At 73.5% G+C, this 23,712-nt stretch carries 23 protein-coding genes; 14 read left to right on the plus strand and 9 right to left on the minus strand.

All coding sequences use genetic code 11. The annotated features are described in order from the left end of the window. Positions 1–5 precede the first annotated feature (5 nt). From ACFVVX_RS27345 to ACFVVX_RS27370, 6 genes are all read left to right on the plus strand, one after another. Positions 6–1,241, plus strand: coding sequence for a hypothetical protein (locus tag ACFVVX_RS27345; protein WP_387949280.1), 1,236 nt, complete (start codon positions 6–8; stop codon positions 1,239–1,241). Then, positions 1,241–1,729: a VOC family protein gene (locus ACFVVX_RS27350; RefSeq protein WP_387949281.1), complete on the plus strand. Its 489-nt coding sequence runs from the start codon at positions 1,241–1,243 to the stop codon at positions 1,727–1,729. Before ACFVVX_RS27345 ends, ACFVVX_RS27350 begins: the two co-directional genes overlap by 1 nt. Next, complete coding sequence (locus ACFVVX_RS27355; RefSeq protein ID WP_387949282.1) at positions 1,726–2,907, plus strand: hypothetical protein; 1,182 nt, start codon at positions 1,726–1,728, stop codon at positions 2,905–2,907. The genes ACFVVX_RS27350 and ACFVVX_RS27355 overlap by 4 nt, the downstream gene beginning before the upstream one ends. 10 nt (positions 2,908–2,917) lie before the next feature. Further along, the gene (locus ACFVVX_RS27360; protein ID WP_387949283.1) at positions 2,918–3,226 is read left to right on the plus strand and encodes a putative quinol monooxygenase; all 309 of its coding nucleotides are present in this window, start codon (positions 2,918–2,920) and stop codon (positions 3,224–3,226) included. A 103-nt stretch (positions 3,227–3,329) separates the two neighbouring features. Beyond that, positions 3,330–4,616 carry a VOC family protein gene (locus ACFVVX_RS27365; protein WP_387949284.1) on the plus strand — a complete coding sequence of 429 codons (1,287 nt, stop codon included), beginning with the start codon at positions 3,330–3,332 and terminating at the stop codon, positions 4,614–4,616. 45 nt (positions 4,617–4,661) lie between these two features. Further along, positions 4,662–6,332, plus strand: a complete 1,671-nt coding sequence (locus ACFVVX_RS27370; protein ID WP_387949285.1) for an MFS transporter — start codon at positions 4,662–4,664, stop codon at positions 6,330–6,332. On the opposite strand, the gene leuA is transcribed toward ACFVVX_RS27370, so the two are convergent. Both leuA and ACFVVX_RS27380 read right to left on the minus strand, forming a co-directional pair. After that, a complete protein-coding gene (leuA, locus tag ACFVVX_RS27375; protein WP_387949286.1) occupies positions 6,277–8,055 on the minus strand; it encodes a 2-isopropylmalate synthase in 1,779 nt (592 codons plus the stop codon). The two genes, ACFVVX_RS27370 and leuA, sit on opposite strands and share 56 nt — an antisense overlap. A 250-nt stretch (positions 8,056–8,305) precedes the next feature. Continuing rightward, a complete protein-coding gene (locus ACFVVX_RS27380) occupies positions 8,306–9,793 on the minus strand; it encodes an MFS transporter (protein WP_387949287.1) in 1,488 nt (495 codons plus the stop codon). Between the two features lie 87 nt (positions 9,794–9,880). Between ACFVVX_RS27380 and ACFVVX_RS27385 the strand changes: the two genes are divergently transcribed. The 4 genes from ACFVVX_RS27385 to ACFVVX_RS27400 all read left to right on the plus strand — a co-directional run bounded on the left by ACFVVX_RS27385 (position 9,881) and on the right by ACFVVX_RS27400 (position 13,650). Then, positions 9,881–10,711 (plus strand): helix-turn-helix transcriptional regulator, encoded by an 831-nt coding sequence (locus ACFVVX_RS27385; RefSeq protein WP_387949288.1) that lies wholly within the window; start codon positions 9,881–9,883, stop codon positions 10,709–10,711. A 200-nt stretch (positions 10,712–10,911) separates the two neighbouring features. Continuing rightward, the gene (locus tag ACFVVX_RS27390; protein ID WP_387949289.1) at positions 10,912–11,715 is read left to right on the plus strand and encodes an MBL fold metallo-hydrolase; all 804 of its coding nucleotides are present in this window, start codon (positions 10,912–10,914) and stop codon (positions 11,713–11,715) included. A gap of 6 nt (positions 11,716–11,721) precedes the next feature. Then, the gene (locus ACFVVX_RS27395; protein WP_387949290.1) at positions 11,722–12,153 is read left to right on the plus strand and encodes a nuclear transport factor 2 family protein; all 432 of its coding nucleotides are present in this window, start codon (positions 11,722–11,724) and stop codon (positions 12,151–12,153) included. A 222-nt stretch (positions 12,154–12,375) separates the two neighbouring features. Further along, a complete protein-coding gene (locus ACFVVX_RS27400) occupies positions 12,376–13,650 on the plus strand; it encodes an NAD(P)/FAD-dependent oxidoreductase (RefSeq protein WP_387949291.1) in 1,275 nt (424 codons plus the stop codon). A 104-nt stretch (positions 13,651–13,754) separates the two neighbouring features. On the opposite strand, the gene ACFVVX_RS27405 is transcribed toward ACFVVX_RS27400, so the two are convergent. After that, positions 13,755–14,423, minus strand: a complete 669-nt coding sequence (locus ACFVVX_RS27405) for an O-methyltransferase (protein WP_387949292.1) — start codon at positions 14,421–14,423, stop codon at positions 13,755–13,757. Positions 14,424–14,599: 176 nt separating this feature from the next. On the opposite strand from ACFVVX_RS27405, the gene ACFVVX_RS27410 reads away from it, so the two are divergent. Beyond that, a complete protein-coding gene (locus ACFVVX_RS27410; RefSeq protein ID WP_387949293.1) occupies positions 14,600–15,424 on the plus strand; it encodes an alpha/beta hydrolase in 825 nt (274 codons plus the stop codon). On the opposite strand, the gene ACFVVX_RS27415 is transcribed toward ACFVVX_RS27410, so the two are convergent. After that, positions 15,411–16,733, minus strand: a complete 1,323-nt coding sequence (locus ACFVVX_RS27415; RefSeq protein ID WP_387949294.1) for a multiprotein-bridging factor 1 family protein — start codon at positions 16,731–16,733, stop codon at positions 15,411–15,413. The genes ACFVVX_RS27410 and ACFVVX_RS27415 overlap by 14 nt on opposite strands. Positions 16,734–17,009: 276 nt before the next feature. On the opposite strand from ACFVVX_RS27415, the gene ACFVVX_RS27420 reads away from it, so the two are divergent. From ACFVVX_RS27420 to ACFVVX_RS27430, 3 genes are read left to right on the plus strand one after another with little or no spacing between them, the layout of a single operon-like run. Then, on the plus strand, positions 17,010–17,411 hold the full coding sequence (locus ACFVVX_RS27420; RefSeq protein WP_387949295.1) for a hypothetical protein: 402 nt from the start codon (positions 17,010–17,012) through the stop codon (positions 17,409–17,411). Then, positions 17,408–18,067 carry a DUF6875 domain-containing protein gene (locus tag ACFVVX_RS27425; protein ID WP_387949296.1) on the plus strand — a complete coding sequence of 220 codons (660 nt, stop codon included), beginning with the start codon at positions 17,408–17,410 and terminating at the stop codon, positions 18,065–18,067. The genes ACFVVX_RS27420 and ACFVVX_RS27425 overlap by 4 nt, the downstream gene beginning before the upstream one ends. Continuing rightward, entirely contained in the window at positions 18,064–18,936 is an 873-nt protein-coding gene (locus tag ACFVVX_RS27430; protein ID WP_387949297.1) for a hypothetical protein, read from the plus strand. Before ACFVVX_RS27425 ends, ACFVVX_RS27430 begins: the two co-directional genes overlap by 4 nt. A 168-nt stretch (positions 18,937–19,104) precedes the next feature. Here the strand turns inward: ACFVVX_RS27430 and ACFVVX_RS27435 are convergent, their stop codons facing one another. The 5 genes from ACFVVX_RS27435 to ACFVVX_RS27455 form a co-directional block, all read right to left on the minus strand. After that, positions 19,105–19,500, minus strand: coding sequence for a hypothetical protein (locus ACFVVX_RS27435; RefSeq protein WP_387949298.1), 396 nt, complete (start codon positions 19,498–19,500; stop codon positions 19,105–19,107). 93 nt (positions 19,501–19,593) lie between these two features. Continuing rightward, positions 19,594–20,877: an MFS transporter gene (locus tag ACFVVX_RS27440; RefSeq protein ID WP_387949299.1), complete on the minus strand. Its 1,284-nt coding sequence runs from the start codon at positions 20,875–20,877 to the stop codon at positions 19,594–19,596. Positions 20,878–21,059: 182 nt separating this feature from the next. Next, positions 21,060–21,416, minus strand: coding sequence for an ArsR/SmtB family transcription factor (locus ACFVVX_RS27445; protein ID WP_387949300.1), 357 nt, complete (start codon positions 21,414–21,416; stop codon positions 21,060–21,062). A gap of 81 nt (positions 21,417–21,497) precedes the next feature. Next, positions 21,498–22,559: a phosphatidylinositol-specific phospholipase C domain-containing protein gene (locus ACFVVX_RS27450; protein ID WP_387949301.1), complete on the minus strand. Its 1,062-nt coding sequence runs from the start codon at positions 22,557–22,559 to the stop codon at positions 21,498–21,500. A 147-nt stretch (positions 22,560–22,706) separates the two neighbouring features. Further along, on the minus strand, positions 22,707–23,624 hold the full coding sequence (locus ACFVVX_RS27455) for a LysR family transcriptional regulator (protein ID WP_387949302.1): 918 nt from the start codon (positions 23,622–23,624) through the stop codon (positions 22,707–22,709). Between the last annotated feature and the right edge of the window lie 88 nt (positions 23,625–23,712).

The following is a 23,712-nucleotide window of genomic DNA, read 5'->3' on the forward strand; positions in this document are numbered from 1 at the left end:
CGCCCGTGGACATCGTCATCGTCGGTGCGGGCAAGGCCGGTTCGCTGCACTACCGGGCCTACTCCCGGCTGGCCCGCGCGGGCCGCCTCGACCTGCGCCGGATCCACTTCATCGACCACACCGGCCGACCCGGCGCCGAGCTGGAGCGGCTGCTGCGCGCGGACGGCCTGAACCCACCGATCGCCACCGACCGGCCCGGCGCGGCGCTGCCCGCACCGGAGCACACCGTGGTGGACCTCTGCCTGCCCAGCCGCAGCCTGGCCCCCGCACTGATCGGGTGGTGGCGCGCCGGATACCGCCGCTTCCTGCTGGAGAAACCCTTCCTGGTCACGCCCGAGCTGCGGGCCGAGGTCGCCGAGGTGTTCGCCGACTCGCACACCGTGCTCGTCCGCAACTACCTGCACTCCCGGGTGCACCGGGCCGTCCGCGAGCTGATCGACCGCTACGACCTGGACCCGGTGCTCTGCGTCACCGACTTCTCCAAGGACCGCCGGGCCGACAACCACCGCGGCCGCGGCGCCTCCGGCACCTCCTCCCCGACCGTCTACGAGGTGGAGCTGCCGCACCAGCTGTACATCGGCGCCGACCTGATCGGCGCACCCCGGGCGATCGAGCACGTCGAGGACCTCGACCAGGACACCGTGGGCGGGGCCGGGCCGCTGCGGCTCGGCGAGGGCGTGATCGTCGGACGGGCCGAACGCGGCGCCGCCTTCATCCACTACTCCAACCTCCAGCACCCGACCGTCGTCCGCAGCCTGGACCTGCTCTGCCGCGAGCGGCTCTCCGTGCACGCCACCTACGCACCGATCTGCGAGGAGCTCACCGACATCAAGGCCGGGGTGTTCCTCTGCAAGGGCGACACGGTGCTGGCGAAGAGCCTGTTCACCGAGGACGACAACATGCTGGCGATGATCTCGGACGCGCACACCGCGCTCACCGCCCCGCGGCCGACCACCCGGGCGGACCTCGCCGAGGTGCTGCGCAACTCCGAACTGATCCACGCCGCGATCGCCGATCCGGCGGGCGCGGCCACCCCGGGCGTCCGGCCCGCCCGCGGGGACGTGCTCCAGGAGTGGGTGGTCGACTCCTTCCGGCTGGGCCTGCCCTCCGGCGCCGGCCGGGCGTTCCTGGGCTTCCTCGACCAGCGCCGCCGGGCCCGGATGGCCGGGCAACTACCCGCGCTGGACCCGGCGTTCGAGACAGGTCCGGGCCCGCGCGGCCTGGCCAGGGCGGTGGCGTGATGGCGATCCAGACCCAGGCTTTGCTCCATGTCTCCCTGGTCACCGACCAGTTGGACCGGCTGGAGGCGTTCTACCAGGACGTCTTCGGCGCCCGGACGCTCAAGCGGCTCGACCTCGACTCCGAGCGGTTCGCCGCCGGGGTCGGCGTCCCCGGCGCCACCGCGGTCACCGTGCACCTGCTGGTGCCGGGCGCGGAGGTCGTGCTGGAGCTCACCCAGTACCGGGCGGTCCACCCGGCCGCGCCCGGCGCGCCCGCCAACGCCGTCGGCTGGCGGCACATCGCCTTCCGGGTCCCCGACCTGGCCGCCGCCGCCAAGGAGTTGGCCGACCGCGGGGTGCCCGTGGTCGGCGAGGGCCCGGTGGTGGTCGACCGGCCCGCCGCCGCGGCCGGCACCGGCTTCCTGTACCTGCGCGACCCCGACGGCAACATCGTCGAACTCATCCAGCCGCCCGCACCGGCCACCACCCCCGAAGGAGACCAGGCATGAGGATCGGACCGATCGAACGCACCACCGCCGACGGGTTCCTGGAGCTCTCCGTCCAGGTGACCGGCGCGGACGGCGGCGCCGCGGACCGGCTCTGGTACCGCATCCCCGAGGAGTTCGCCGACCGGCTGGCCGACACCGCGGACACCTTCCTGCTCGCGGCCCTGTTCGCGTCGATCCGCCGGGGCGAGAGCCTGCACTCCGAAGGCCCGGTCTCGGCAAGCCTGCTGGAGAACCTGGAGGAGTTCCAGGCCGCCTGGGCCCAGTGGCGCCCCGACCGGTACACCCCGATCGCACTCTCCGCCGACCAGGAGGTCGCCGACCCGGACACCCCGGACGACCGCTCGGCGATCCAGACCTTCTCCGGCGGGGTGGACAGCGCCTTCACCACCGTGCGCCACACCAAGAAGAGCGCCGGGCGCGCCTCGCTCGACCTCACCGCCGCCGTGATGGTGCACGGCTTCGACATCCCCCTCACCGACGGCGAGGCGTACTGGTCGCTGCACCGGCGCAGCGTGCCGCTGCTGGCCTCGGTCGGCGTCGACCTGATCCCGGTCGCCACCAACTTCCGCTCCCTGTGGCACAGCGACCTCAACGACTGGGAGGACGCCTTCGGCACCGGCATGGTCTCGGTGCTCAGCCTGTTCGCCGGCCGCTACCGGCACGGGCTGATCGCCAGCTCGGAGCCGTACGGCTCGCTGGTGCTGCCGTGGGGCTCCAACCCCCTGACCGACGGGATGCTCTCCAGCGGCCGGCTGCGGATCCACCACGACGCGGCCGGCGTGGACCGCAGCGACAAGGTCGACGGGCTGTCGCGGCTCTGGCCGCAGGGCGCGGACAATCTGCGGGTCTGCTGGCAGGGCGAGCGCAAGGACGCCAACTGCGGCCGCTGCGAGAAGTGCATCCGCACCATCCTCAACTTCAAGGTGGCCGGCCGCCCGCTGCCCGCCGCCTTCCAGCAGGATGTGACTCCGGATCAGATCGGCAGCCTGCGCGGCCTGTCCGAGGCGCACATCAACCCGCTGCGGCAGATCCTCGCCACCGCCCGCCGCAACGGCCTCAAGGAGGACTGGACGGTGGCGCTGGAGGCCTGCATCGCCAGCAACGAGGACGAGTTGGCGCGCGGTGTGCGCTACGAGGGCGGCTTCCCTCAGCTGGCCTCCGCCGGTACGGCCGGCTGAGGGCGCGGCGGTGTACGCGGTGGTGGCCCGCTTCGACGTCCGACCCGGGCACGAGGAGCGGTTCGACGCACTGGCGGCCTGGCGGATCGGCGAGGCCGCCCACGAGCCCGGCCTGGTCGGCTACGCCGTCCACCGGATCGACGGCGAGCCGCAGGCCCGGGTGTTCTACGAGATCTACCGCGACCACGCGGCGTTCCTGGAGCACCGGGCGAACGTCGAGACCAAGCGGTTCGGCGCCGAGCACGTCCCGTACGTGACCGGTCCGCCGCGGATCGAGTTCCTGGAGGTGCTGCACTCCGCCGCCGGACTCGCCCGCTGAGCCGGCGGCAGTCCGGCCGGTCCGGCCGCCTCGCCCGAGCTGCTGTCCTGCCGTCCCGTCGTCCCCCTCTGGCCGTCAACCCCCTTGAACGGAAGGCACACCCATGACCGATCCCGCCCCGGCCGGCACCTTCCGGCCGCACCACACCGCGATCACCGTCGGCGACCTGGAGGCCTCCAAGGCCTTCTACGGCTACTTCGGCTTCCGGCTGATCGCCGAGTGGGTCAAGCACGACAAGTCGCTGACCATCACCCACCTCCAGCTCGACGAGGGCTGGGTGCTGGAGCTGTTCCACTACCGCAACGACGACGGCACCGAGCCGCCGGTCTTCACCGTCGGCAACAACCTGCCGGAGACCGGGGTCAAGCACTTCGGCTTCACCGTGGACGACCTGGCCGCCACCCGCGCCGCGGTCGTCGCGGCCGGCATCGGCGAGGTCACCGAGATCGCCCGGGGCCGCACCCTGGTCGACTACTTCTTCGTCCGCGACCCGGACGGGATGTACGTCGAGGTGGTGCACGACTCCCGCGACACCGACTGGCGCCGGCCGCTGCTGCTGACCGACGGCGGCTGGCCGGCCGCGGCCGGGCAGCCGCCCCCCCGACACGGGCGGGCGCGCGGGCCCCCGGGGCGCCCCCCCCCCCCCCCCCCCCCCCCCCCCCGCGCCACCCCCTGGGGGGGCGGGGGCGGTGTGCGCCGGGGGGGGGGGTCCGGGCCGGGGCCGGGCCCCCCCCCGCCACGACTCGGGCGGGCGCGCTTCCCCCGGGCGCGCCCGCCCGTCCCCTCCCCTCGCCCGTCCCTCCCTCGCCCGTTCAGCACGAGAGGCCCCGCGATGCCCGTCTCCTCCCAGATGGTGCCCATCGGCACGCCCGCGCCCGACTTCGCCCTGCCCTCGGTCACCGGCGGCACCGTCCGGCGCGACGACCTGGTACCCGCCGACGCCCTGCTGGTCGCCTTCCTGTCCAACCACTGCCCGTTCGTCCGGCACATCGAGCCCGCGCTCACCGCGCTCGCCGAGGAGTTCCCGCAAATCGCCGTGGTCGCCGTGTGCAGCAACGACACCGGCATCGCCCCGGACGACGACGCCATCGGCCTGAAGGCCCAACTCGGCCGCACCGGCTGGACGTTCCCCTACCTGATCGACGCCGGCCAGGACGTCGCCCGGGCCTACGGGGCGGCCTGCACCCCGGACTTCTTCCTCTACGACGCCGAACTCCGGCTCGCCTACCGCGGGGCCGTCGACGACTCCCGCCCCGGCAACGGCGAACCCGTGGACGGCGCCCGGATGCGCGCCGCCGTCACCGCCGTCCTGGCCGGCCGCGCCGTCCCCGAGCCGCACCGCGCCTCGATCGGCTGCTCGATCAAGTGGACCGAGCCCGAGGAGAGCTGACCCTCCCCCGCCCGACCGCGCCCCACACCCCCGGAGGATCGAGCCATGGCCGTCAACGCGCCCGCCGTGAACGGGCCCGCCCTGATCGCGGCGCGGATGAACCGCCTGCCGCTGACCCGTACGCACCGCCGGCTGGTCCTGACCGTGGGCCTCGCCATGTTCTTCGACATGTACGAGATCTTCATGTCCGGCGTGCTCGGCGCCGTGATGAGGGAGCGGTACCACCTGGACCGCACCGAGGTCTCGGCGGTGCTGGCCTCCGTGTTCGTCGGCATGTTCATCGGTGTGCTGGCCGTCGGCCGGCTCTCCGACCGGCTCGGACGGCGGCGGGCGCTGCTGCTGGGGGTCTGCGTCTACACGGTGTTCTCCGCCGTGGGGGCGCTCACCGACGGGGTGCCCCAACTGATCGCCGCCCGACTGCTGGCGGGCCTGGGCATCGGGCCGGTGCTGCCACTGGCGGACGCCTACCTGAGCGACCTGCTCCCGGCCCGGGCCCGCGGCCGCTGGACGGCCTGGGCGTACACCGTCGCCTTCTTCGGCGTGCCCGCCGTCGGCCTCACCGCCCGCTGGCTGGTGCCGCTGAAGCCGCTCGGGGTGGACGGCTGGCGCTGGCTGTTCCTGATCGGCTCGGCCGGCGGGCTGATCGTGCTGGCCCTGCGCCGCCATCTGGTGGAGTCCCCGCGCTGGCTCGCCTCGGTCGGCCGCACCGCCGAGGCGGACGAGGTGCTGCGCCGTCTGGAGGCCGAGGCGGGCGTCACCGGGGCCGGTACCGCCGCCGAGGTGCCGGACCGGCCGAAGAGCGAGGCCGGTGCCGCCGGCTCCGGCGCGCGCATCCCGGCTCCCGCGAAGGGCGGCGAACCGGCGAAGGCCACACCGGCGAGCGGCGAGCCGGTCCGGGCCGAGGCCCGCAGACGCCTGGAGCCGGTCCACCGCAAGCGGGTCGCGATGATGGCGGTGTTCCACCTGCTCCAGGCCTTCGGCGGCTACGGCTTCGGCACCATCGCGCCGCTGGTGCTCGCCACCAAGGGCTACTCGATCGTCAGTTCGCTGCTCTTCAGCGCGCTGACCTTCGCCGGCTACCCGCTCGGCTCGCTGATCTCCATCCCCCTGATCGAGCGCGTCGAGCGCAAGTTCCTGATCGTCGGCGCCGCCCTCGGCATGGCCGTTTCGGGCCTCGCCTTCGGCCACGCCTCCGGCGCGCCGGCGATCATCGCGGCGGGGGTCTGCTACACCGCCGTGAGCAACGTCTTCTCCAACGGGTACCACGTCTACCAGGCGGAGATCTTCCCGACCACCCACCGGGTCGCGGCCGTCGCCGCCACCTACTCGCTCTCCCGGATCGCCACCGCCGCGATGCCCTTCCTGATGGTGCCGCTGCTGGAGCGCTCCGGCGCCGACGTGCTGTTCGCGGTGGTGGCCGCGACCCTGGTGGCGATCGCGCTGGACATCGGCCTGCTCGGGCCGCGGGTCAACGGGCAGACCCTGGAGGACGTCAACGAGGCGCTGGCCGCACGGCCCGGGCCGACCCCGCCCGCACACCCCGGACCCCCCGGTCCCGCGGCGGGCGCGGGCGGGGCGGCGGGGCCGGGGTCAGGGTCGGAGTCGGAGTCGGGTCCAGGATCGGAGGCGGGGACGCACCCGGACCATGCGGTCGGACCGGTCAGTCCCGGAAGCCCCGGTTCACGGCCGACACCAGGGCCTTCAGCGAGGCGGTGACGATGCTGGAGTCGATCCCGACGCCCCAGAACGCCCGGCCGTCCACCGCGCACTCCACATAGGCGGCCGCCCGCGCGTCGCCGCCGGCGGACAGCGCGTGCTCCGCGTAGTCGTGCACCCGGACGTCGATGCCGAGGTCGGCCAGCCCGGCGACGAAGGCGTCGATCGGGCCGTTGCCGGCGGCCTCCAGCCGCCGCTCGGCGCCGTCCAGCCGCAGGTCCACCACGAGGGCGTCCTTCTCGTCCACCACGGCCGAGGTCCGGTGGGCGAGCAGCGCCATCCGGCCCCACTCCTTGGCACCGGCCGCCAGCGGTCCCGCCTCCGGCGAGCCGGCCGGCAGGTACTCCTCGACGAAGATCGCCCAGAGCTCCGCCGGGGTGACCTCGCCGCCGGACTCGTCGGTGCGCGCCTGCACCGCCCGGGAGAACTCGATCTGCAGCCCGCGCGGCAGGTCCAACTGGTGCTCGGTGCGCATCAGATGGGCCACGCCGCCCTTGCCGGACTGCGAGTTGACCCGGATCACCGCCTCGTAGGAGCGGCCGACGTCCTTCGGGTCGATCGGCAGGTACGGCACCGCCCAGGTCGCCCGGTCGACCTCGACACCGGCCGCGGCGGCATCCTGGCCGAGGTGGTGGAAGCCCTTCTTGATGGCGTCCTGGTGCGAGCCGGAGAAGGCGGTGTAGACCAGCGAGCCGCCGTAGGGGTGGCGCTGGTGGACCGGCAGCTGGTTGCAGAACTCGACGGTGTCGCGGATCCGGTCGATGTCCGAGAAGTCGATCATCGGGTCGACGCCCTGGCTGAACAGGTTCAGCCCGAGCGTCACCAGGCAGACGTTGCCGGTCCGCTCACCGTTGCCGAACAGGCAGCCCTCGATCCGGTCCGCGCCCGCCAGGTAGCCGAGTTCGGCGGCCGCGACGGCCGTGCCCCGGTCGTTGTGCGGGTGGACGGAGAGCACCACCGCGTCGCGGAAGGCCAGGTTGCGGTGCATCCACTCGATGGAGTCCGCGTACACGTTGGGCGTGGCCATCTCCACCGTGGCCGGCAGGTTGACGATCGTCCGGCGGTCCGGGGTCGGCTGCCAGACCTCGTTGACGGCGTTGCAGATCTCCACCGCGAACTCCAGCTCGGTGCCGCTGTAGGACTCCGGCGAGTACTGCAGCCGCACCCCGGTGTCGGTCATCCGCTCGGCCAGGTCCGCACAGACCCGGGCGCCGTGCAGGGCGATGCCGGCGATCTGCGGGCGATCCATGCCGAAGACCACCCGGCGCTGGAGCGTGGAGGTGGAGTTGTAGAGGTGCACGATCGCCCGGCCGGCGCCGCGGACGGCCTCGAAGGTCCGCTCGATCAGCTCGGTCCGGCAGGGCGTGAGCACCTGGATCGCCACGTCGTCCGGGATCAGGTCCTGCTCGATCAGCTGGCGGCAGAAGTCGAAGTCGGTCTGGCTGGCGGACGGGAAGCCCACCTCGATCTCCTTGTACCCCATGGCGACCAGCAGTTCGAACATCCGCAGCTTGCGGCCCGGTCCCATCGGGTCGATCAGCGCCTGGTTGCCGTCCCGCAGGTCCACCGCGCACCACTGCGGGGCCCGGGTGATGGCCTTGCCGGGCCAGGTGCGGTCCGGCAGGTCGATCACCTGGAACGGGCGGTAGCGCTGGAACGGCATGCCCGAGGGCAGCTGGAGCGGGAAGTCGGGCCGGGCGTACTGCTGCGCGTCGGTGTTCATCGGGTTCGTCCTCCTGGGCTGTTCACGTCTTGCGGCCGGCCGCACAGGCCTCTGCACACCGCGACGAGCCGGCCGACCGTTACGGGCGCTCGTCGCGGCGGCTAAGGAGGAGGGCGGGACGCGTGGAGGGACGCGTGGCGGGATCGCGCATGGCGCCTCACCATACCGGCGATGATCCCGCCATGCGCGCGCCATCCAGCATGAGGACAAACCGAACGGTTGTTTGACGATCAGTCAGGCTGACAAGCCGTCATCTCGGCTTCGCGGCCCGACCTCCGCCCCGCCCCTCCCGCCGCCCCGCCAGCCCGAACCCGACCAGCAGCGCGATCAGCAGCACCACGCCCGCGTCCACCAGCGTGCCCAGCCGCACCCCGTCCAGCAGTGACAGCTCGAACGACTTTCCGGCGTCCTGCTGTTGGGCCAGCCGGTAGGAGGAGACCGCGCTCAGCACCGGCGTACCGATGGTGATCCCGATCTGCTGCGCGCTGGTGATCAGCCCGCCCGCCAGCCCCTGCATGTCGTCCGGCAGCCCGGCGGTCGCGTTCACCCCGTACGAGACCACCGCCGACATGTGGCCCACCGAGGCCAGCAGCAGCGCCGCCAGCGGCACCCAGGCCGAACCGTCCGCCCGGACCAGTGCGAGCAGGGCGAAGGTCCCGACCGCCTGCACCGCGAGGCCGCCGGTCAGCACCGTCCTCGCCCCGAGTCGGCCGATCAGCCGCGAGGCGCCCATCCCGGTGGCCACCAGGACGATGCCCTGAGCGCCGAAGAACAGCCCGGTGGAGAGCGCCGACAGGTGGAGCACCTGCTGGAGGTAGAGGGTGAGCAGGAAGATCAGCGAGCTCATCATCGCGAAGGTGGTCAGCCCGCCCAGGTTGCCGAACGCCACCCCGCGCAGCCGCAGCATGGCCAGCGAGACCAGCGGCTGCGGCGCCCGCCGCTCCACCAGCACGAACGCGGCCAGCAGCAGCACACCGACCAGCAGCGAACCCGCCACCACCACCTTGTCCGGGTGCTCCCCGGAGGCGGCGGAGGCGCCGTAGATCAGCGCGAGCAGCCCGGCGGTGACGGTCATCGCACCGGGCAGGTCCAGCCGGGCGGTCCGCTCCGGTCTCCCCGGCTCGGTGATCAGCCGCATCGCCGCGATCGCCACCAGGGCCCCGGCGACGGCCAGCAGACCCATCGTCGAACGCCAGCCGAGCCCCTCGGTCATGCTGCCGCCGAGCACCATGCCGACGGTGTAGCCCAGCGACAGCAGCGCGCCGTTGACGGCCAGCGCACGGTTGCGCCGGGGACCCTCGGGGAAGATCGTGGTGAGCAGCGACATCCCGACCGGGACCACCACGGCCGCGCCGAGCCCCTGCAGGGCGCGGGCGGCGAGGAAGGATCCGGGGTTCCAGCCGAGCGTGGCCAGCACCGAGGCGGCGGTGAACAGCGCCACGCCGCCGAGGAACAGCCGGCGCCGGCCGTAGATGTCGGCGGCCCGGCCGAAGAACAGCAGGAAGCCGCCGGAGGGCAGGGCGAAGGCCGTCACCGCCCACTGGAGGTCGCTCGGCGCCATGCCGAGGTCCTTGCCGAGCTTGGGCAGGGCGACGTTCAGGATCGAGAAGTCCAGCGCGATGATGAACTGGGCGCCGCAGAGCACCGCGAGGGTGAGCGCGGCGCGGGCGCCCAGCCGTCCGTCGTCCGCCCCGTGCGGCGCCCGCGGGCCGGCGGACTGTTCACTGGTTGTGGTCATGGCGACCAGCCTGGCCGGACGCGCCCGCCCGTGGGGAGCCACTGGCTATCCTGGTGGTCGCACCACCAGGCGGTGAGGAGAGCAGTCGTGGATGTCCAGCAGCCCGGTCGGCGGCCGGAGTTACGTGAGTTCCTGATCAGCCGCCGGGCCCGGGTCAGCCCCGCCGGAGCCGGGCTTCCGGCCGGCACCGACCGCCGCCGCACCCCGGGGCTGCGCCGCGAGGAGGTCGCGGTGCTGGCCGGGGTCAGCCCGTCCTGGTACCAGTGGCTGGAGCAGGGGCGGGACATCACCGTCTCGGGCGGGGTCCTCGACGCGGTCTCCCGGGTGCTGCGGCTGGACGACACCGAGCGGCGCCACCTGTACGGTCTGGCCGGCCTCAACCCGCCGCCGAGCAGCGCCCCGGTCGACACCGCGTACTGCGAGGAGCTGCAGCGGCTGATCGACTCCTGGGCGCCGAACCCGGCCGCCATCCTCGACCGGTCCTGGAACTACGTGGCGCACAACGCCACCGCCCGTCTCGCGCTCAACATCGGGCAGGCGGACCGCAACTGCCTGGTGGCCTTCTTCCGCGACCGCGCCTACCGGGCCGGCAGCGGGCCGTGGGAGCGGGTCGCCCCGTCCGTGGTCGCCGCGTTCCGGGCCGCTGCCTCGGAGCACCCGGACAACCCGGGATTCCGCGAGGTGGTCGACGAACTCTCGGCCACCAGCCCCGAGTTCAGGACGCTCTGGGCCCGCCAGGACGTGGCGGCGGGCGGCGTCCTGGTGAAGGAGGTCGAGCACCCGACGATCGGGCGGCTGAGCTTCGAGAGCAGCCAGCTGAAGCTGCCGGCCCGACCGGACCTCACCGTGGTGCTGTACAACCCGCTGCCCGGCACCGACACCGCCGAGAAGCTGGCCCACCTGGCGGCCGCGGTCTGAGCGCCCGGCCGGGTCCGCCCTCCTCGGCCGGGTCCGCGGTCCCCGACAGGGCGACGCGGCCCGCCGGCGGCCCTGGTCACCGGAGGGCCGCGTCCCCCCGTCGGGCCAACCCGGGGTGCGGGCGGCGCCGGGGGCGCCGATGCTGGGCGGCGACGCGTGCCCGGCCCACGGCCGCCGGGCCGGCCCCAGGAAGGACCCCCATGAGCTCCCTCGACTTCCAGGTCATCGACAGTCCCGACAGCTCGCTCAACAAGACGTCCGTGCTGGTGACCGGCCCGAACGACGCCCTGCTGGTGGACGCCGGGTTCACCCGCTCCGACGGGCGGCGGCTGGCCGAGGCGGTCCGGGCCTCCGGCCGACGGCTGACCACCGTGTTCGTCAGCCACGGCGACCCGGACTTCTACTTCGGCGCGGAGGAGGTCCAGGACGCCTTCCCGCAGGCCCGCTTCGTGGCCACCGCCAGCACCGTCGAGCACATCCAGGAGTCCTACGAGGGCAAGCTCAAGGCCTGGGAACACCTCGGCACCGAGCTGCCCACCCGGCTGGTCCTCCCCGAGGTCCTGCACGGCGACGAGATCGTCTTCGAGGGCCACCGCTTCGAGCTGCGCGGCGCCGACTTCCACCTCCCGGACCGGCACTACCTCTGGCAGCACCACCACGGCGCGCTCCTCGGCGGCGTGCTGCTCTTCGAGGGCCTGCACGTGTGGACGGCCGACACCGCCACCCAGCAGCAGCGTGCCGCCTGGATCGACCTGCTGGACGGCATGGAGGCACTGGAGCCGCAGTTCGTGGTGGCCGGCCACCGCACCGCGGGCGCGCCGACCGACACCACCGCGATCACCCACACCCGCGACTACCTGCGGGCCTTCGAGACGGAGATCGGAAAGGCCGAGGACGCGGCCGGGGCGAAGGCGGCGCTGGAACGCCGCTACCCGGACCTCGGGTTGAAGCTGGCGGTCGACCTCGGGACGAAGGTCGCCAAGGGCGAGCTGGTCTGGGGCTGAGCCGCGATGATCGAGATCCCGCGGTCCACCGCGTCGTTCGCCGAGTCCTCCGCCCCCGCCGACGTGGTCCGCCGCCAGTACCTGGCCTCGGCGCGCGGCGACCTGGCCGCGCTGCGGGCCACCCTGGCCGACGACGTCGAGTGGACCGAGATGGCCGGCTTCCCGCTGGCCGGCACCTACCGGACCCCCAAGGGCGTCACCGGCGGGGTGATGGAGCGGCTGGCCGCCGACTGGGACGGCTGGACGGCACACGACGACCACTACGTCGTGGACGGCGAGAACGTGGTCGTGCTGGCCCGCTACACCGCCGTCCACAAGGCCACCGGCCGCCCGCTGGCGGTTCGGGTCGCCCACCACTTCACCGTGCGCGGCGCGCGGATCGTCCGCTTCGAGCAGTTCGTGGACACCGCGCTGGTCCGCGACGCGATGACGCCGTAGCGCACGGGGCGCGGATCGGACCGCACCGCGCGGAGTGCCGGGGCACAGGGCGCAGAACCCCCGGCACCGCCGGCGGAGCACCGAACGCGCCGCGCAAACCCGGCGCCCGCCCGCTTCACCCGTTCGGGGGAGCCTGCCGCGGCGCGCCTGGCGTGGTCTCGACAGGCCCGCCGGGCGGCGGCAGGCTGTCCGTGATTCCGGCCGGAGAGCGAGGAGTTCACCATGAGCACGGGCACATCCACGGACACCCCCGAAGGCGCCGACGGCATCGGGGACGAACGCCCGATCGTCATCGTCGGCGCCTCCCTCGGCGGCGCGAAGGCGGCCGAGGCCCTGCGCGAGGCCGGGTACCGGGGCGGCATCGTGCTGATCGGCGACGAGCACGAGCGCCCGTACGAGCGGCCGCCGCTCTCCAAGGGCTACCTGCTCGGCAAGACCCCGCGCGAGAAGATCCACGTCCACCCGCCGCAGTGGTACGGCGAGCAGAACGTCACCCTGCGCCTCGGCACCGCGGTCGCCTCCGTGGACCCGGCCGCGCACACCGTCACGCTCGCCGACGACGGGCGGATCGCGTACGCGAAGCTGCTGCTCACCACCGGATCGGTGCCGCGCCGGCTCCCGGTCCCCGGGGCGGACCTGGACGGCGTGCTCTACCTGCGCCGGGTCGGGGACAGCGACCGGATCAAGGCCGTGATCGAGCGGCCCGGAGCCCGGATCGCGGTCATCGGCGCGGGCTGGATCGGTCTGGAGACGGCCGCCGCCGCCCGTACCGCGGGCGCCGCGGTCACCGTGCTGGAGGCGGCCGAGCTGCCGCTGCTGCGGGTCCTCGGCCGGGAGGTCGCCCAGGTCTTCGCCGACCTGCACCGGGACCACGGTGTGGACCTGCAGTTCGGCGCCAAGGTCGAGGAGTTGGTCGGCGAGGGCGGCAGGGTCACCGGCGTCCGGCTCGCCGACGGCACGACGGTGGCGGCCGACGCGGTGGTCGTCGGCATCGGGATCGCCCCCGACACCGTGCTCGCCGAGGCCGCCGGCCTGGACGTCGCGAACGGCGTCCGGACGGACGAGCACCTGCGCACCTCCGACCCGGACATCTACGCGGCGGGCGACGTCGCCAACGCCTTCCACCCGCTGTTCGCCCGCCACATCCGCGTCGAGCACTGGGCCAACGCGCTCAACCAGCCGCAGACCGCCGCCCGCGCGATGCTCGGCCAGGACGCGGTGTACGACCGGATCCCGTACTTCTTCACCGACCAGTACGAGCTGGGCATGGAGTACACCGGGTACGTCGAACCCGGCGGCTACGACCAGGTGGTCTTCCGGGGCGATCCGGCCACCCGGGAGTTCATCGCCTTCTGGCTCGCCGACGGCCGGGTCCTGGCCGGGATGAACGTCAACGTCTGGGACGTCACCGACCCGATCCGCGAACTGGTGCGCTCCGGCCGGGCGGTGGACCCGAAGGCCCTCGCCGACCCGGCCGTCCCGCTGTCCGGTCTCTGAGCCGGCGACACCCCGGCCGGGCTCGAATCATGGTCAACCGGCCGCCCCTCCGGGCATGGTGGTGCACACCATGCCCGGAGGGGCGGCCGGCGGCCCGCCGGGCCTCAGGCCGTGACGAGTGCGAGCACGAAGCCGTCGTAGCCCTTCTCCCCCACCGTCTGCAGCGCGGTGGCCGTCAACCTCGGGTGGGCGGCGACGAGTTCGGTGAACCGGCGGACGCCCTGGACCCGCGGGTCCTCGCTGGCGGAGTCGGTGACGGCGCCGTCCCGGACGACGTTGTCGCCGATGATCAGGCTGCCCGGCCGGGTCAGTCGCAGCGCCCAGTCCAGGTAGTCCGGGTTGGCGGGCTTGTCGGCGTCGATGAAGACCAGGTCGAACGGCCCGGCCTGCTCCCGCTCCAGCAGCGGCAGGGTGTCCAGCGCCCGGCCGGCCCGGATCTCCACGACCTCCGCCAGCCCGGCGCGGGCGAGGTTGGCACCGGCGACGGCCGCACAGCGCTCGTCGGCCTCCAGGGTGACCAGCCGCCCGCCCTCGGGCAGCGCGCGGGCGAGCCAGATGGTGCTGTAGCCGCCGAGGGTGCCGATCTCCAGGATCCGGCGGGCGCCGTGGACCCGGGCGAGCAGGTTGAGCAACTTCCCCTGGTTGGGCGCCACCTGGTGCGGCGGAAGGCCGGCCGCCGCGCTGTCCGCCACGGCGGCCAGCAGGGCGTCGTCCTGCTCGACCAGCAGGTCGTTGAAGTAGTCGTCGACGGCGGTCCAGGTCTGCTGCGGCATGCGAGTTCCCTTTCGAGACTGTCTCAGTTCCGAAGAGAAACCTACTACCCCTCCCCGCCGCACCACCCACCGCCCCCCGCCACCCGAACAGCACCGACCGCCCCGGCCTGCGGCCCGACCTGCCGACGCGACGAATCAATGCTCCCGACCTGATGGCAACTGGCTACCATCAGTACATGGTTGATCACCAGACGGCATTCCGATCCCTCGACGGCACTGCGCTCTCCGGAACGATCAGCTCTCCACCGACCCCCGTGGCCGGAGCGCTCGCGGTACTGGTCCACGGCTCCGGCGTCACCCGCGAGGAGGGCGGCTTCTTCACTCGTCTCGCCGCCGGCCTTGCCGAAAGCGGGGTCGCCGGCCTCCGGTTCGACCTTCGCACCCACGGACTGAGCGCCGGCCGGGAGTCGGAACTGACCATCGCGTCCGTCGCCAACGACATCCGGGCAGCCGGCGACCACCTGCGGGCGCACGCCGGAGCCACCGGCCCGGTCCACGTCATCGCCGCCTCGTTCTCCGGCGGCGCGGCGGCCCTGCACGCCGCACACCACCCCGACGACGTCGGCCGGCTCGTCCTCCTGAACCCCCGGCTGGACTACCGGGAGCGCTACGTCACCACCCGGCCCGGCTGGACGGACGACTACCTCTCCGAGGACATGGCGGCCCTCCTCGACAAGCAGGGCTACACCGAGAAGTCGCCTTTCGAGCTGAACCGCGCTCTCCTCAACGAGGTACTCCACCTCGATACCCCGGCGATCCTCGCAGCCGTCCGCGCCCCCGCGCTGCTCGTCCACGGCACGAAGGATACCTTCGTGCCGATCGAGTCCACCCACCGACACCGGCCCATGTTCGGCGGAACCACCGAACTGCTCGAACTCGACGGCGCGCAGCACGGGTTCGCAGTCCATGACGATCCGCAGTACCTGGCCCCGCAGTCACAGGCGTGGCAACATCAGGTGATCACCCGGGTCCGGGAGTTCCTCGCCCCTAAGCCACTGTGACCGCCAGCAGCCGAGCTTCCAGTTCCCGTACCGCCGGGCGCCGATTCCACGGCTCCAACGTCCCGGCGGTCCGACGGAGTTCGGCGAGGGCCTGTCCGTAGCGGGCTCCGGCGGCGAGCTCAAAGGCCTGGAGAGCGACCACCGCCGCCTCGTCCGGCTCTCCGGCCTCGACAAGGGTGCCGGACAACTGGGCGGTGAAGAACGCCCGGTCGCGCGGCGCGAAGGAGCTGCCCGCAAGGTACTGCCGGAACAGACCGACGGCCAGTTCGGGTTGGTGGGCCTCGCGATAGCAGACAGCACTCTGCACCATGAGCCGCTCCGCGGTGTAACTGTCACCGAGCGGGCCGGTGCAGGTGGGCTCCGCGTCGGCCGGGGAAGCCCGGTCGAGGGCGTCGTGGGCGAGGTCGAGGACGCGGGCGACCTCGTCACCACTGGCGCCGGTGAGCGCGAGTGCACGAGCCTCCTGTTGATACGCCTCGGCACGGGGGCGCGGGGGCAGGGACCACGGGCCGCCGGTCGCGGCGCGAGCAAGGTCGAGCATGCGCACCGCGTCGGCACGGTCGGTCGCCTGGGCCTGGCGCAGCAGGACGTAGGCATGCATCGCTCCGTCGCCGACCAGGGTTGCCCATTCCTTCGCCTGGGCGTGCCAGTAGGCGGTGGCTTGCGGAGGCGCCCCGGCATCACGGTGCAGCCACGCCACGAGTTCGGCGGCGCGGGCACCGACATGGAGGAGTTGGTGGCGGATGCCGGGGTCGGCCTCGCGGGCGCTGGAGTTGATGGCGGCGATCAAGCCGAGGGCGGTCGGCAGCGCCTGGTGCGGGCCTGCCGTGCCGTCGGTGTGGGCGGTCTCGTCCAAGGCTGCTCGGAGGTGTTCGACGAGCCGACCGTCGCTGTACCGGCGGGCATCACGGCTGGCAGCAGTGAGGTGTTCCAGGGCTGCGAGGTCGAGGACCGACGCTGCCGCGGCGAGGCCGCCGCCCGGGAAGGCACGACGCAGCACCTTCTTGTCCACGTCTGGGCGCTGCTCGATGTCGGGCGCCGCCCGGCCGGTCGGTCGGGGCGGACGAACGAACCCGAGCTCCTCCACCGGCACTCCGAACATCGAGTCCAGCACCCGGCGGGCATCCCGGTTGGGCCACGCGGACCGGCCGGCCTCCCAGCGCCGGACCTGGCGGACGGAGATGCGGGCCTTCTCGCCGAGCGACTCGGCCCTGGCGTCGTACGCGTCCGCGAAATCCTGTTGCGTGTGCCAGCCCCGTTCGACTCTTGCCGCGACGAACCGCCGGTTTCCGCTTGCCTGTTCGGACATGGGCCTCCCCCCACACCACCCACCGTATCCACCACCCCAGGTTGGCAGCGAGCGACCGCAACCCGGCCGCGGAGATGTCCGGTGAAGTGTCCTGCGATCCGGCCTCGTCGCTCAGTGCTCATCACGGTTGACTGAATGCACATCGCCCGCCGGAGTCGACACCCTGCCTGCTGGGTCACCGGGCGGTGGCACGTACGGCTCGCGCACGCCGCCCGTGCACCATCCCGCCCGACCCCCCGGTCCGGCGGGCACCACCAACACCCGTCGGAGGATCGCATGAACGACACCATCGAGATCACCGAACTCGGCAGGTTCCTCAGCATCGCCGGCCGCCGCCTCGCTGTCGGCGGCACCGCCCCCGAGATGTTCTCCGGCGCGATCGACGCCGTGTGGCACGCTCTCGCCAAGGACAGCCAGGCGCACGCCGAGTTCACCACCGCCCATGCCGGGCGCCCCCTCGCCCACATCGAGGGCGCCGGCCAGGGCCGTATCCTGTGGGTCACCGCCTACGACGAGGCGTACGGCCCACTGCCCGAGGTGTGGTTCACCGACGAGAGCGGCGCCGTCGACACCGCCACCCACTCCCGATACCGCGAGACGGGCGAGGTGTGGGCGTCGTGGAAGTGCTCCCCCGAGGCCCTCCCGCACGCCGAACCGGCCGTCCCCTCCGCCGAGTGACGATCACCCCGCACCCGGAGCCCCGGCCGCCGACCGGGGCTCTGCGCCTCGCCTGTGCACGCTCCACCACGCCGCCCGACGGCACGGCCGCCTACGTTCAGGCCACCGCCGCCCACTGCCCCTACCTCTCCCCGTCCATCGCCCGCGGCCTCACCAGTTGGACCACCTACACCACCACCCCTGGCGCCACCACCACCGAGATCGAAGCCGCCGTGTTCGCCGCCGCGGTCCATGCGGCCGAGGTCGTTCGCTCCCTCGCCGTCCGACCGCGCGGTCACCTCACCTGCGAGAACATCGCCGTCCTCGACGCCGGGCGCAGCGCCGTCGACTGGCCGCACTGGGCCTTGAAACACCTCTACGCTCCTGCCGGGCTCATGGTCGGCAAGTTCTGGGCCGGAGAGGTCGACACCGGCCGGGACGGCCGCCCGCTGCCCGTCCCGCCGATCACCTTCCTCTCGCTGCGCCCAGCAGTCCGCTCGCGCGACCCTGGATTTCTGGACAACACCCCGGGACTGGCTCACATCGTCGCGACTGTCCACGACCGCGGCCAAGACGTCCTCGCACCCGTCACCGGCCTGCCGACCAGCATGGCCACGGCCCTGTCCTCCTGGCCGACCGTCAAGGCGTGGGCCACCGAACAGAAGGACCCGACATGACCGACCGCATCCGCACCGCTCTCGAGCAGCACACCGGCGCCCTTGAGGAGGCCGAGCTGGTCACCGACCGGCGCGGCATCCAGGTCTGGCGCGTCACCGCCACCGGTGGCCCCGTCGCCGCCCCCGGGCAGCGCCTCGCCGTCAAGATCCCCGACCGGGCCGGGCTGATCGCCGCCCGTCGCGAGGTCGCGGCCCTGGAGGCCATCGGAGCACAGACCCGCAACCCGCGCAGCCCACTGATCGACGGCGGTACTTTCACTGTCGCCCCCTGGTTCGACGGCCCCTCGACCGCCACTCTGTTCCGCGCCGCCCGCTACGGCGCCGACCTGCCTACCCCCGGGCAACTCGACATGCGCGCCGCCGCAGCGCACTACTGCCGGGCCGTCGCCGAGCTTCACCATCTCGGATGGGTCCACGGCGACCTGCAGGCCGCCCACTGCATCCACACCGAAAGCGGGCCGCGCCTGATCGACCTCACGAACGCCCAAGGTCCGCGCCAGCTGTCCGAGCCGGAACTCAACACACCGTTCACCGGGGGCCTGGCCCACCTGGAAGCCCCCGAACTCGCCGCCCCGCTCGGCATCGGCCGGAGCCCGGTACCCACGTACGCGAGCGACGTCTACGCTCTCGCGGCATCACTGTGGGCTGCGGCCACCGGCGCGTGGCCTCTGAACTACCAGCTGGCAGGCCTTGACCCGTCTACTGTCGGGACGTCTGACCTGCGAGTTGCCATCGGTACCGGCACCATCCCGCTCGCGACCTCGACGGTGTGGCCCGAGCTGCTCGCCGTGCTCGCCGCCGCGCTCGTACCGGCATCGAATGACCGGCCTACCGCCGCACAGCTGGGCGACGCGATCGACGCCCTGTAGGCGGGTCGGCAGACCCCGCCGCCGGCCTCCCCGGGCCGGCACCTCCTCCACTCTCTGGCTCAGCAGTTCGGCGGACGCGCGTTCGCCGAGGCGTTCCGAGTCGTCGTCTACCGTACGGGGCAACGGTCGACGGCCCGCACGCGTTACATGCGGGCCGCCCCTTCCGGCTCAGGCCGGCGGTGGGCCGATGATGCCGTGGACTCCCCACTCGCGGGTGTACGGGTCGCGGCGGACGTCCAGGCCGGTGAGGCGCAGCACGTCCGCCACCGTCTCCTCCAGGTGCCCGGTGACGTCGTACAGTTCCTCCGCCGGTCCCGTGTCGCGGTTCGCCTCGCAGGCGTCCAGGAGCTGCCCGGACGCGTACCAGGAGAACTGGACGACCTCGGCGACGGTGCCCGGCTTCCACGGCTCGCGCCACAGCACCAAACCGGGCCCGGCGTGCGTCGGCGCCACCTCGATGCCCAGCAGCGCGCACGCGTGCCTGATCCGCTCGACCACCTCCACGGGCAGCTCGAACTCCTCCGGGGCCAGTCCGCGGCTCTGGACTTCGCTCTCGTTCGTCATGCCGACCAGCCTGCCGCTCCGGACCCGGGTACCGCGGGGAAACGTCGGATCACCCCAACGCCCTTGACACCGGGGCGATCCGCGCGTAGGAACTCAGCCCGTCGCGGGGGCGTCCCGCCGGTCGGGGGCGGGTCGTGTCGCCGCCGCCGGAGTGGGGGCGGGGCCGGGCGGGAGCAGGTGCCAGGTGCGGGCCGCCAGTACGCCTGAGGCCAGGGCGAGTGCGCCGAGGACGGCCGTCGCCGTGGTGAGCCCGGCCGCGGCGCCGAGGCGGCCGGCCAGGGGGTAGGTGAGCAGCCAGCAGCCGTGCGAGAGGGAGAACTGGGCGGCGAAGACGGCGGGCAGGTCCGCCGCGGCCACCGAGTCGCGCAGGACGCGCCCGGTGGGGGTCAGGATGAGCGAGCCGGCCGCACCGAAGGCCGCCCAGACCGCCAGCAGGGCGGGCCAGCGCCAGGCGGCCGGGCCTGCCTGCGTGATGGCGGCGAGGACCGCGAACAGGGCGACGACGGCGAACGCCGCCGGGAGCATGACCGTCCGGTCGTCCACCCGGTCCAGCACCCTCGGCAGCAGCAGGGCGACGGCCATGGAGCCCGCACCGTAGGCGCCGAGGGCGAGCGCCACGTCGCCCGCCGGGCGGTCGAGCCGGTCGCGGACGTACACCACGGTGTTGACGATCACCATGGCGCCGGCGGCGGCGACCGCGAGGTCGAGGGCGAGCAGGGCCCGCAGCCGGGGCACCGCCAGGAAGAGCCGGGTGCCCCGGGCGGCACGGTTGAACACGCCGTCGGTGGTGGGGCGTCCGGCCTGCGCCGGCCCGGGCAGGGCCGCCGTGGCGACCAGGGCCGCGGAGCCGAGGAAGCCGGCGGCGGTGCCCCAGAACAGCCAGTGGTAGCCGACCAGGGTGAGCAGCCCGGCCGCGAGCAGCGGGCTGACCAGGCTCTCCGTGTCGTACGCCAGCCGGGAGAGGGACAGCGCCCTGGTGTAGTCGCGCTCCTTCGGCAGCACCTCGGGGATCACCGACTGGAACGCCGGGGTGAAGGCCGCCGAGGCGCACTGCAGGACGAATATCAGGCCGTAGACCTGCCAGACCTGGGTGACGAAGGGCAGGGCGAGCGCGGCGGCGAGCCGGGTGGCGTCCGAGCCGACCATCAGCCGGCGGCGCGGGATCCGGTGCGCCAGCGCGGTGACGAGCGGGGCGATTCCGACGTAGGCGAGCATCTTGATCGCCAGCGCCGTGCCGAGCACCGCACCGGCGTCCGCACCGGCGAGGTCGTAGGCGAGCAGTCCGAGGGCGACCGTCGCCAGCCCGGTGCCCACCAGGGCGAGGAGGTGCGCGGTGAACAGGTGCAGATAGGCGCGATCGCGCAGGACGGACAGCATCGGGGACCCCGCTCGGGCTCGGCGCGGCAGGACGACGCATCCAGCATAGGACAACATGTGCGTACGCGTGCACCTGTTGCGCGGACCGCCGCCCACCCCGGCAGGCGAAACGGCAGGCGAACGGCAGGCGAAACGGGAGGCGAAACGGGAGGCGAGCGATGAGCAGCAGGGAGGACGGGGGGTCAGTCGTGCGGGGGCAGCCCGCTGATCTGGTGGTCGGCGACGTTCAGCGCCTCGTTGACCAGGCGTCGGAGGTGGCCGTGGCGCAGCGCGTAGACGACGTGGCGGCCGTCCTTGCGGGCGGTGACCAGCCCGGCCAGCCGGAGCTTGCCGAGGTGCTGGCTGACCGACGGCCGGGCGGCGCCGCACGCCTCGGTCAGCGTGGTCACGTCGGCCTCGCCCTCACCCAGCCGCTGCAGCAGCGCCAGCCGGGTGCGGTCGGCGAGCAGCGCGAGGATGCCGGCGGCGGTGTCCAGCCGCTCGGCGCCGTCGCGCTGTTGCACCTGATGTGCACCTGATAGCTGAAGGCTGCCGCTCATGGCCTCATCGTAGTGGGACCGCCCCGGCCCGGGCCCCTCGTGGAGGGGGCGGACACCCCCCGAGGGGCCGGGGCCGAAGCCTCAGCCGCGGGCCAGTACCAGGGACTGGACGGCGGGGAGCCGACGCCAGTCGCTGGAGACGATGCTGGCGTGCGCGCGGGCCAGTTGCTCGGTGCGGCTGCGGGCCTGGTCGACGGTGGGGTCGGTGGCGCTGATCGCCGGGGCGACGTTGTGGGCGTCGGTCAGCACCAGCAGGTAGTGCCGGCTGTCGTACCAGGCGGTGTCGATCCCGCCGCCGGTGTAGGCGGCGGCGTCACCGTCGAAGAGCACGAACCACGGGCGGATCGCGGCCTCGCCGTACTTGCCGCGCGGGTCGCCGGCGGCGGCGCCGTGGACGGCGGGGAAGGCCTGGGCGTTGCCGATCCGGCCGGCGGCGGCCAGGTCGCGCAGGTGCCGACCGTACTCGACGTCGGTGTGCAGGGTGTCGAAGGGGTTGCCCTCCTCGACCGTGCCGGGGAGGAGGTACAGCAGCACCCGCCCGGCGAGCGACGCCCGGGTCGGCCAGTTGCCGGCCCGGGCCGCCTCGTCGGCGGTCGGGTAGGAGCCACCGCCGGGCTTGGCGAGCAGGTCGGCCGGGCGGAAGACGGCCGGGCCGAGGTGCGCGGCGATCAGCGAGTCGAGCTGGGCGGGGCCCATGCCGCGGTTGGCGGCGAAGCCGCCCTTGAGCTCCAGCTTGACCACCAGCGGTCCGGCGCCGGGGTGGGCGCCGAGCCAGACCCGGACGTCGTCCAGGCAGGTCTCCAGGTTCTTGTTGGCGCTGCCGGTGTAGAGCTGGGCGGGGGTGCTCGCGGTGACGCAGTTGTTGGCGTTGCCGAGCGGGTTGGAGTGGCTGACCTTCCACTCCTTGGTGACGGTGTCCGTCCACGCGTCCAGCTCGATCATGCCGGTGCCGGTGTCGAGGCCCTGGGCGAGGTAGCCGAAGGCCGCCGGGTCGTAGGTGTTGTGCAGGCCGACGGTGGTGGCCGAGCCGAACGGCAGGTCGGCGGGCCCGGTCGCGGCGTCGGCCGACTGCACCGATATCAGGGCGGCTGCGGCGAGCAGCGCGGCGGCGAGGGTACCGGCGAAGGTACGGCGTGCGTTCACGGGTGGCTGTCCCCTTGTCGGAGGTTCGGTGGACGGTCGTTCCCCGCCCGAGCAGAAGGATGGTGCGCCTGAGCATCCTTCAGATGAAGGGGACACAACAAGAACGCGACGCATCATCGTAGGCCACCCCCGGACCCGCTCCACGGCTCAGGCGCCGACGGGCTTCGCGGGGGCCGCCTGCTCGCCCAGCAGCCGGGCCAGCGCCTCGGCGTAGGGCTGCGGGCTGCCGCGCCGGGCCAGCGCGATCCCGAAGTGCCGGGCCGGCCTCGGCGGGCGCACCGGCACCGCCCGGGTGCCGGGCAGCACGGGTTCGAGCGCCACGGACGGCACCAGGGAGACCCCGACGCCTGCCGCGACCAGGGTGCGGGCGAAGAAGTAGTCGGTGGTGGAGCCCGCCACCCGGAGCTCGAACCCCGCCAGCGCCGCCTGCCGGTGCAGGAAGGCCTCCGTCTTCAGACAGCCCAGCACCCAGCGGTCGTCGGCGAGTTCGGCCAGGTCCAGGGCCTCCCGGCCGGCCAGCCGGTGCCCGTCCGGCAGCACCACCGCGAGCGGGTCGTCCATCAGCGGCGTCCAGTCCAGCCCGGAGCGGTCCCCGGTGAGCACCGGCAGCGGCCCGTCGAAGTGGTAGGCGAGGGCGAGGTCGGCGGTGCCCTCGCGGACCATCGGCAGGCTGTCCTCGGGCTCCCGCTCCACGATCCGCAGCTCGACCTCCGGGTGCTCGGCCGCGAACCGGGCCAGCGCCACCGGCAGCAGGTGCCGCCCGCCGCTGGTGAAGGTGGCGAGGGTGAGCCGGGGCCGGGCCGCGCCGAGCCGGCCGATCCGCTCCTGGGCGTTCCGCAGTTCGGCGGAGATCGCGGTGGACGCCTCCACCAGCAGCCGCCCGGCCTCGGTCAGCCGCACCCCGCGGGTCGAGCGCTCCACCACCGACGTCCCCAGACCCCGTTCGAGCGCCGCGACCTGCTGCGACACCGCGGAGGGCGTGAGCAGCAGGGCCGCCGCCGCCCGGTTGAAGCTCCCGTGCTCGGCGACCGCCTGGAGCACCCCGAGCCGTCGGACGTCGATCATCGCGCTCCCCCGGTCAACAGTTCCGCTGATGACCCGTTCAGTAAGTCGGTAGTTCCGGTGATGACCATACGGCACCAGAGTGGGGGCC

The sequence above is a fragment of the Kitasatospora sp. NPDC058170 genome, assembly GCF_042883905.1.
Lineage (GTDB): Bacteria > Actinomycetota > Actinomycetes > Streptomycetales > Streptomycetaceae > Kitasatospora.